8 protein-coding genes are annotated in these 7,850 nt (G+C 56.2%); 2 read left to right on the top strand and 6 right to left on the bottom strand.

The window, feature by feature from the left end:
* The first annotated feature begins 495 nt into the window (after positions 1 to 495).
* On the top strand, positions 496 to 2,085 hold the full coding sequence (gene purH, locus K5Y33_RS23560) for a bifunctional phosphoribosylaminoimidazolecarboxamide formyltransferase/IMP cyclohydrolase (protein ID WP_222235285.1): 1,590 nt from the start codon (positions 496 to 498) through the stop codon (positions 2,083 to 2,085).
* A gap of 18 nt (positions 2,086 to 2,103) precedes the next feature.
* Positions 2,104 to 3,384, top strand: coding sequence for a phosphoribosylamine--glycine ligase (gene purD / locus K5Y33_RS23555; protein WP_222235284.1), 1,281 nt, complete (start codon positions 2,104 to 2,106; stop codon positions 3,382 to 3,384).
* A gap of 44 nt (positions 3,385 to 3,428) precedes the next feature.
* Here purD and K5Y33_RS23550 read toward each other — a convergent pair whose 3' ends face one another.
* The 6 genes from K5Y33_RS23550 to nudC form a co-directional block, all read right to left on the bottom strand.
* Positions 3,429 to 4,094: a DUF1481 domain-containing protein gene (locus tag K5Y33_RS23550; protein WP_222235283.1), complete on the bottom strand. Its 666-nt coding sequence runs from the start codon at positions 4,092 to 4,094 to the stop codon at positions 3,429 to 3,431.
* Positions 4,095 to 4,162: 68 nt separating this feature from the next.
* Positions 4,163 to 4,435, bottom strand: a complete 273-nt coding sequence (gene hupA, locus K5Y33_RS23545) for a nucleoid-associated protein HU-alpha (protein ID WP_007886275.1) — start codon at positions 4,433 to 4,435, stop codon at positions 4,163 to 4,165.
* A 188-nt stretch (positions 4,436 to 4,623) separates the two neighbouring features.
* On the bottom strand, positions 4,624 to 5,214 hold the full coding sequence (locus K5Y33_RS23540) for a YjaG family protein (RefSeq protein WP_110868442.1): 591 nt from the start codon (positions 5,212 to 5,214) through the stop codon (positions 4,624 to 4,626).
* Positions 5,215 to 5,276: 62 nt separating this feature from the next.
* Complete coding sequence (gene nfi, locus K5Y33_RS23535) at positions 5,277 to 5,945, bottom strand: deoxyribonuclease V (protein WP_222235286.1); 669 nt, start codon at positions 5,943 to 5,945, stop codon at positions 5,277 to 5,279.
* A gap of 2 nt (positions 5,946 to 5,947) precedes the next feature.
* Positions 5,948 to 7,015: a uroporphyrinogen decarboxylase gene (hemE, locus tag K5Y33_RS23530; RefSeq protein ID WP_222235282.1), complete on the bottom strand. Its 1,068-nt coding sequence runs from the start codon at positions 7,013 to 7,015 to the stop codon at positions 5,948 to 5,950.
* A gap of 39 nt (positions 7,016 to 7,054) precedes the next feature.
* Positions 7,055 to 7,828 carry an NAD(+) diphosphatase gene (nudC, locus tag K5Y33_RS23525; protein ID WP_110868440.1) on the bottom strand — a complete coding sequence of 258 codons (774 nt, stop codon included), beginning with the start codon at positions 7,826 to 7,828 and terminating at the stop codon, positions 7,055 to 7,057.
* Between the last annotated feature and the right edge of the window lie 22 nt (positions 7,829 to 7,850).

The following is a 7,850-nucleotide window of genomic DNA, read 5'->3' as shown; positions in this document are numbered from 1 at the left end:
CACAGATTGTCTGATAAATTGTTAAAGAGCGTTGCGAACAGCGGCTGAACCGTCTGTCGCGAGGTGGCGTATACTACGCTACTCTCCTTCGGAGTCAAACACTTTTTTCAGCGTTTTCATCCGGCGGAAGTTCTTATCGAATCTTCCTCACCAACACCGCACTTCGTAAACCGTTGTGCCGTGTTGATGGATGCGCATTATAGGGAGTTGTTCTCAGCACGCAACCGCTAAATTCAATAAAAACAACCGTTCGCTGCATTCCACAGCAAAACCCCGCCTTATACGCAGTTACACACAGTGTTATCCACACTCTGCCGCACAAATGAATTTAGGCGAGCATCACGCAAACGTTTTCGCTACAATGCCCGGCGACGTCAAGGATGCCCCTTTTGGGGCGTTACATGAGGCAAGCGTTTCCTTCTATATAGAAGAGAGACACTAAGCTTGATGTAACGCTCTTTATTACGCGAAACAAAGCCAAGGGATAAAACCACCATGCAACAACGTCGTCCTGTACGCCGCGCTCTACTCAGTGTCTCTGACAAAGCCGGTATCCTCGAATTTGCTCAGGCACTCTCCAGTCGTGGTGTTGAGCTGCTCTCCACAGGCGGTACAGCACGTCTGCTGGCAGATGCGGGCTTGCCCGTCACCGAAGTTTCTGACTACACCGGTTTCCCGGAAATGATGGATGGACGCGTCAAAACGCTGCACCCGAAAGTGCATGGCGGCATTTTGGGTCGTCGTGGTCAGGATGATGCGATCATGGCTGAACACGCCATCAACCCAATCGACATGGTGGTCGTCAACCTTTATCCCTTCGCACAAACCGTTGCCAAACCTGATTGCTCATTAGCTGACGCGGTTGAGAACATCGATATCGGTGGCCCAACCATGGTTCGCTCAGCGGCGAAGAACCACAAAGACGTGGCGATCGTGGTGAAGAGCAGCGATTACGAAGCGATCATTGCCGAGCTGGATGCCAACGAAAACTCGCTCACGCTAGAAACGCGTTTCGATCTGGCCATCAAAGCTTTCGAACACACTGCCGCCTACGACAGCATGATCGCCAACTACTTCGGTAGCCTGGTGCCGGCTTATCACAGCGACAGCAAAGAACCGGCCGGCCGCTTCCCGCGCACGCTGAACCTCAACTTCATTAAGAAGCAGGATATGCGTTACGGCGAGAACAGCCATCAGGATGCTGCCTTCTATATAGAAGAGAATGTTGCTGAAGCTTCTGTTGCCACCGCGCAGCAAGTTCAGGGCAAAGCGCTCTCATACAACAATATCGCCGATACCGATGCCGCACTTGAATGCGTGAAAGAGTTCGACGAAGCCGCTTGTGTGATCGTCAAACACGCTAATCCATGCGGCGTGGCAGTTGGTGGTTCGATACTTGACGCTTACGAGCGTGCCTACAAAACCGATCCGACTTCCGCTTTCGGTGGCATCATCGCCTTTAACCGCGAGCTGGACGAAGCCACCGCGCAGGCGATCATCAGCCGTCAGTTTGTTGAAGTGATCATCGCGCCATCCGCCAGCGAAGCGGCACTGAAAGTTACCGCTGCCAAGCAGAACGTGCGCGTTCTGGTGTGTGGTCAGTGGCAAGGTCGCGTTGCGGCGCTGGATTTCAAACGCGTAAACGGCGGTGTGCTGGTTCAGGATCGCGATCTGGGCATGGTCGATGCCAGCCAGCTGCGCGTTGTCAGCAAACGTCAGCCAACTGAGCAGGAAATGCGTGATGCGCTGTTCTGCTGGAAAGTGGCGAAGTTCGTTAAATCCAACGCCATCGTCTACGCACGTGACAACATGACCATCGGCATTGGCGCCGGCCAGATGAGCCGCGTTTACTCGGCCAAAATTGCCGGTATCAAAGCCGGTGACGAAGGTCTGGAAGTGAAAGGCTCCGCGATGGCGTCTGATGCCTTCTTCCCGTTCCGCGACGGTATCGACGCCGCTGCGGCTGTCGGTATCAGTTGCGTGATTCAGCCAGGCGGTTCAATCCGTGATGATGAGGTGATTGCCGCCGCTGATGAGCACGGCATCGCGATGATCTTTACCGACATGCGTCATTTCCGCCATTAATTGTTGGGAGCAGTACAGATGAAAATTTTAGTGATTGGTAATGGCGGACGTGAACACGCGCTGGCATGGAAAGCGGCACAATCGCCACTGGCGGAAACAGTATTTGTCGCGCCTGGCAATGCGGGCACCGCGCTCGAGCCGGCTCTGCAAAACGTGGCAATCAGCGCCACCGACGTTCCCGCGCTGCTGGCCTTTGCTCAGCAGGAAAAGATCGATCTGACCATCGTTGGTCCGGAAGCACCGCTGGTGATTGGCGTGGTTGATGCGTTCCGTGCTGCAGGTCTGAAGATCTTTGGCCCAACGCAAGCCGCTGCCCAGCTGGAAGGCTCAAAGGCGTTCACCAAAGATTTCCTGGCACGTCAGCAGATTCCAACCGCCGAATACCAGAACTTTACCGAAGTGGAGCCTGCGCTGGCGTATCTGCGTGAGAAAGGCGCACCGATCGTGATCAAAGCTGACGGTCTGGCGGCCGGTAAAGGCGTGATCGTGGCGATGGAACTGGCGGAAGCCGAAGCCGCTGTGCAGGACATGCTGGCTGGCAATGCGTTCGGCGATGCTGGTCACCGCATCGTGATTGAAGAGTTCCTCGATGGCGAAGAGGCCAGCTTCATCGTGATGGTCGACGGCAACAACGTGCTGCCGATGGCCACCAGCCAGGATCACAAACGTGTCGGCGATGGCGATACCGGTCCAAATACCGGCGGCATGGGCGCGTATTCTCCGGCGCCCGTGGTGACCGATGAGATCCACCAGCGCGTGATGGATCAGATCATCTGGCCAACCGTTAACGGTATGAAAGCAGAAGGCAACATTTATACCGGCTTCCTGTACGCTGGGTTGATGATCGATAAGGCCGGTCATCCTAAAGTGATTGAATTTAACTGCCGCTTCGGCGATCCGGAAACTCAGCCGATCATGCTGCGCCTGCAGTCGGATCTGGTGGCGCTGTGTCTGGCGGCGACCGACGGTAAACTGGATCAGCAAACCTCGCAGTGGGATCCGCGTCCCTCTCTCGGCGTGGTGTTAGCGGCGGGTGGTTATCCGGGCGATTACAACACGGGCGATCAGATTCACGGTCTGCCGCTGGAAGAAGTACCGGATGGCAAAGTGTTCCATGCTGGCACCACCATGAAGGACGATCTGGTGGTCACCAACGGTGGTCGCGTACTGTGCGTGACCGCGCTGGGCGACGATGTTGCCGCTGCGCAGAAGAACGCGTATGCGCTGGCGCAGCATATTTCGTGGGATGGCAGCTTCTGCCGCCGCGATATCGGCTACCGCGCGATTAACCGCAAATAAGTACGCAAAGGGGCACAGCAGGTGCCCCTTCACTTATCCGCATCTCAGAAATCACTCTCTTTTGGCTGCCAGCTGCATTCGTCATCCGGCGTAGCACGCAGCAGTTGCACACCTTCCGGCGCTTCCAGCCACGACACCATCAATGGCGCAGTATGGCTCTGCTGCTGGCGACCTAGCGTATACAGCGTGTCGCGATCAAAGGCCACATTCACCAGCTTGTCATCGCACTCACGCACCTGATTGCCACCCAGCCAATGGCCCTGACGCAGTAATACACGGCCTGCAAGCAACGCATTGCTCTGATCCAGCATGCGCTGCGCATCGAAGCGATATAGTTCAACGCTATCAGCGCTGACCGCTTCACGTCGCCCCGCCAGCTGGCGCTGCATGAAATTGAGATTGCCCTGATGATCGAAGCGTAAGGTGACATCATCCGGCTGTGCACCCGCGACGCGCCGTTCGACACTAATCAGCTTCTGCTGCTGCCAATTGTAGTCAGTGGTTTCCATCGCATCGCCATTAAACGGCGTGAAGACCGTACGCAGGTGAACAACTTGATGGTCGCTATTCTTGCGCCAGATGCGCACGGTGCCGCGGTCGGCCAGATAGCCGCTCGCCGTGAAGGCAGGAAGTTCAGGAGTGGAGCTACAGCCCGTCAGCAGCGCACCAAATAACAGGGCGCAAACGCGCTGAGGAATTGAATTCAGCATGGCAGGTCCCGGCAACAAAAAGGGGCGCTAACGCCCCCTCTTTTAAAGCTAAACCGCAATGCGGAAACTTACTTAACAGCGTCTTTCAGAGCTTTGCCTGAAACGAACGCTGGCACGTTAGCTGCTGCAATTTTGATCTCTTTGCCAGTCTGCGGGTTGCGACCGGTACGCTCAGCGCGGTGGTTCACTTTAAAAGTACCAAAACCAACCAGTTGTACAGCATCACCTTCTTTCAGAGACTCAGTGATCGCAGCCAGGGTAGATTCCAGCGCAGTCTTAGCCTGGGTTTTAGACAGGTCAGCTTTCTCTGCGATCACATCAATCAGTTGAGTCTTGTTCATAAGTTATCCTTAAAGTGTATTTATCGCTTGCTAAGCAACGAGTGCGAGGGAAAAGCCATTCTCAGACCTTGTTCAGCCGGCACGCACCGATAGCCACAATTTTCAGCCCCCCAAATGTAGACCAGACTGGGGGCTGATGTGAAGCCTCCAGGCGCGGTAATTCGGGCCTGAAGTCACGTTTTCTTGCCTTATTGCTGAAAAAGTATACCGATGTTACTGATTCCCGCTTCGCGCAGGTCTGCACGCAGGCCTTTAATCAATTCAAGGTCGCGCTCCTCACACTCTGACAGCAGGCGGAAAATCTCCCACTGCAGATCCCATTCATCGATGACAGCCTGATTTCCGCGCAGCTCTTCGTCGGTCATTTCGCGACCGGCCTGCGTCATTTCCAGAATCGCCACGGTGGTGATCGATGTACGGCTGACTTCAACGGCGTGCTCAAGCGTTTCGCCGCTGAGCTGTGCATGCAGCAGTTCACTCAAGGCCACGCAGGCATCAATCGCCGGATGAACACCGTAAACCTCAAAATCGTCACCATCCGGGATCGCCGCTTCAAATTTCTCCAGCTGACCGTCGAAATTGATTTTGGCATCTTTGACCGTCAGGCTTTCCCAGATGAGATCGAGGATGCGGCGATAGAGTTGCGGATCGGCGAATGCGGTCTGCTGACAAAAAGCCCAATAGTTGGGGAACATGCGCTCGCAAAGGCAGGCCATGAAAGTCATATGCTGCCAGCTTTCAAGCTTCGCCAGACGCAAATGGACGGGATTCTGTAACATCAAACTTACTCTCAATAGTTTAGCTGGCGGCAGTGTACCGCAAAAGCCGGGCACAAACAGCGTTAAGGCGTGTTTTGCCAGCGCAGAAAGGCCGGGCGTCCGGAGGCGACAGCATCCGCCCAACGCGTCGGTTCCGGCAAACGATAGCCTGCGGTACAAACTTCTACCCAATGCAACGCGCTATCCATGCTGACGCGATGGCCGGTCGAGATAAATAGCGGATTACAGCGCGCTTTACTGCGCCATACCCAGCCAATCTGTTCGCCTTTGTCGAGCAGCGGCTGACGGCTGCCTGGCTCGGCGTCCAGCTCAGCAAAACGTCCACACAAACGCTTCTTCGCCACGCCAATGGTGGGCACATCCACCAGCGAACCGAAATGTGCCGCCACGCCAAGCCGACGGGGATGGGAAATACCGTGGCCATCGACAAACAGCAGATCGGGCAACTGGGAGAGCTGCTGCCAGGCTTCCAGCAGCGCCGGCATTTCGCGGAAGGATAAGAAGCCCGGAATATAGGGCATGGTGGTGGCCACGCGCGCAATGCGGTGTTCCACCAGCTTTAAGGATGGATACTCGAGGATGACCAGAGCCGCGCGCGTGATCTCGCCGCCCTGTTCAAACCCCACGTCGGCACCACCAATAAAGCGCGGCGGCAGCACGTCGAAATCATCCTGCCGCACCACATCAGCAGCGCGCTGTAACTGTTCCTGGCGAAGTGCGGCTAAATCCATCATCAGCCCTGATGATACGGACGTGACAGACGGTGCACCGCTTCAACAAATGCACCGGCATGCTCAGGCGGCACATCTGGATGGATGCCGTGGCCCAGGTTAAACACGTGACCTTCGCCCGCGCCAAAACCTTCGAGAATCCCGGCCACTTCCTGCTCGATGCGCGCAGGCGGTGCATACAGCATGGAAGGATCCATGTTGCCCTGCAGCGCCACTTTGTCACCCACGCGACGACGCGCATCGGCGATATCGGTGGTCCAGTCGAGTCCCAGCGCATCACAGCCGGTCGCGGCTATCGCTTCCAGCCATTGGCCGCCACCTTTGGTGAACAGCGTAATAGGAACGCGGCGACCTTCATTCTCGTGCAGCACGCTATCGACGATTTTATGCATGTAATAGAGCGAGAATTCGCGATAGTCGCGGCCGGTCAGCACGCCGCCCCATGTGTCGAACACCATGATCGACTGCGCGCCAGCTCTGATCTGCGCATTGAGATAAAGAATCACGCTGTCGGCCAGCTTATCCAGCAGCTTGTGCAGGGTTTGCGGCTCGGCGTACATCATCTTTTTGATTTTGGTGAACGCTTTGCTACTGCCGCCTTCAACCATGTAGGTTGCCAGCGTCCACGGGCTGCCGGAGAAACCGATCAGCGGCACTTCGCCTTTCAGGTTGTGACGAATGGTACGTACCGCGTTCATCACATAACCGAGTTCTTGCTCTGGATCCGGCACCGGCAGCTTGTCGACATCCGCTCGGCAGGTGATCGGATTGGAGAAGCGCGGGCCTTCGCCGGTCTCAAAGTAGAGCCCAAGTCCCATCGCATCCGGAATGGTGAGGATATCGCTGAAGAGGATTGCCGCATCCAGCGCATAGCGACGCAGCGGTTGCAGCGTGACTTCACACGCCAGCTCAGCATTCTTACACAGCGACATAAAATCACCGGCTTCAGCGCGCGTGGCTTTGTACTCCGGCAAATAGCGCCCGGCTTGTCGCATCATCCATACCGGCGTGACATCTACCGGCTGACGTAACAGGGCGCGCAGATAACGATCGTTCTTCAGTTCACTCATAATGGGCTCTCTCATGCTAAGGCCGGCAGTGTAGCATTTTCACGCCGCGCTGGCGCGACACAGGGCAACGGTATCTTCAATCAGGCGACGCGCCACCGTGCCGGGCGGCGGTAACAGCGGCAGATCGTCGTAGCGATACCAACCGGCATCCAGCAGCTCTTTACCGTCGTGTTGCAGATCGCCGCCGTCATATTCCGCCATATACGCCATCATCAGAGAGTGCGGGAACGGCCACGGCTGTGAGGTAACGTAACGCACGTTTTTCACCCGCACGTTGCTCTCCTCCATCACTTCCCGCGCCACCGCTTGTTCTAAGGTTTCGCCCACTTCGACGAAGCCCGCCAGCACGGTGTAGATATTGTTACGATGACGCGCATGATTGGCGAGCAGGATCTCATCGCCACGGCGGATAGCCACGATGATGCACGGCGCAATTTGCGGGTAATAACGCTCGCGGCAGTGATTGCACAAGCAGGCAAATTCGCGTTTGCTGATGTGCATCTCATGGCCGCAATAGCCGCACCAGCGATGCGAGCGGTAAAACTCCGCCAGCTGCACACCACGTCCGGCGATTTGGAACAGGCCGACATCCTCATCAATCAGTTGGCGCACCGAGCCCATGCTGTCCGGACGCGATTCACGTACCAGCCAGACATTCTCGCCCTGCCACTCGCCGATCAAAATCGCGTTGCTGCCGCTGAGGCCAAAATCGCTGGCTAAGCCATGCGGCAATTCGCCCTGCGGCAACCAAAGTTTTTGCTCATGGCTGACAACCCACCATCCAGCGTCTAAGCTTGAGATCTCACGTTGCATCTTAATCGTTGTCCTTAGCGTC

The sequence above is a fragment of the Pantoea sp. DY-17 genome, from assembly GCF_019795975.1.
GTDB lineage: Bacteria > Pseudomonadota > Gammaproteobacteria > Enterobacterales > Enterobacteriaceae > Pantoea > Pantoea leporis.
The sequence above is the reverse complement of the archived record's forward strand: the minus strand, read 5'-3'. Positions and strand labels throughout refer to the sequence as shown.

Coding starts and splice junctions, on each gene's coding strand:
- K5Y33_RS23540 (WP_110868442.1), bottom strand. CDS start 5,214: ATGTTACAGAATCCCGTCCATTTGCGTCTGGCGAAGCTTGAAAGCTGG.
- nudC (WP_110868440.1), bottom strand. CDS start 7,828: ATGCAACGTGAGATCTCAAGCTTAGACGCTGGATGGTGGGTTGTCAGC.
- K5Y33_RS23550 (WP_222235283.1), bottom strand. CDS start 4,094: ATGCTGAATTCAATTCCTCAGCGCGTTTGCGCCCTGTTATTTGGTGCG.
- hupA (WP_007886275.1), bottom strand. CDS start 4,435: ATGAACAAGACTCAACTGATTGATGTGATCGCAGAGAAAGCTGACCTG.
- nfi (WP_222235286.1), bottom strand. CDS start 5,945: ATGGATTTAGCCGCACTTCGCCAGGAACAGTTACAGCGCGCTGCTGAT.
- purD (WP_222235284.1), top strand. CDS start 2,104: ATGAAAATTTTAGTGATTGGTAATGGCGGACGTGAACACGCGCTGGCA.
- purH (WP_222235285.1), top strand. CDS start 496: ATGCAACAACGTCGTCCTGTACGCCGCGCTCTACTCAGTGTCTCTGAC.
- hemE (WP_222235282.1), bottom strand. CDS start 7,015: ATGAGTGAACTGAAGAACGATCGTTATCTGCGCGCCCTGTTACGTCAG.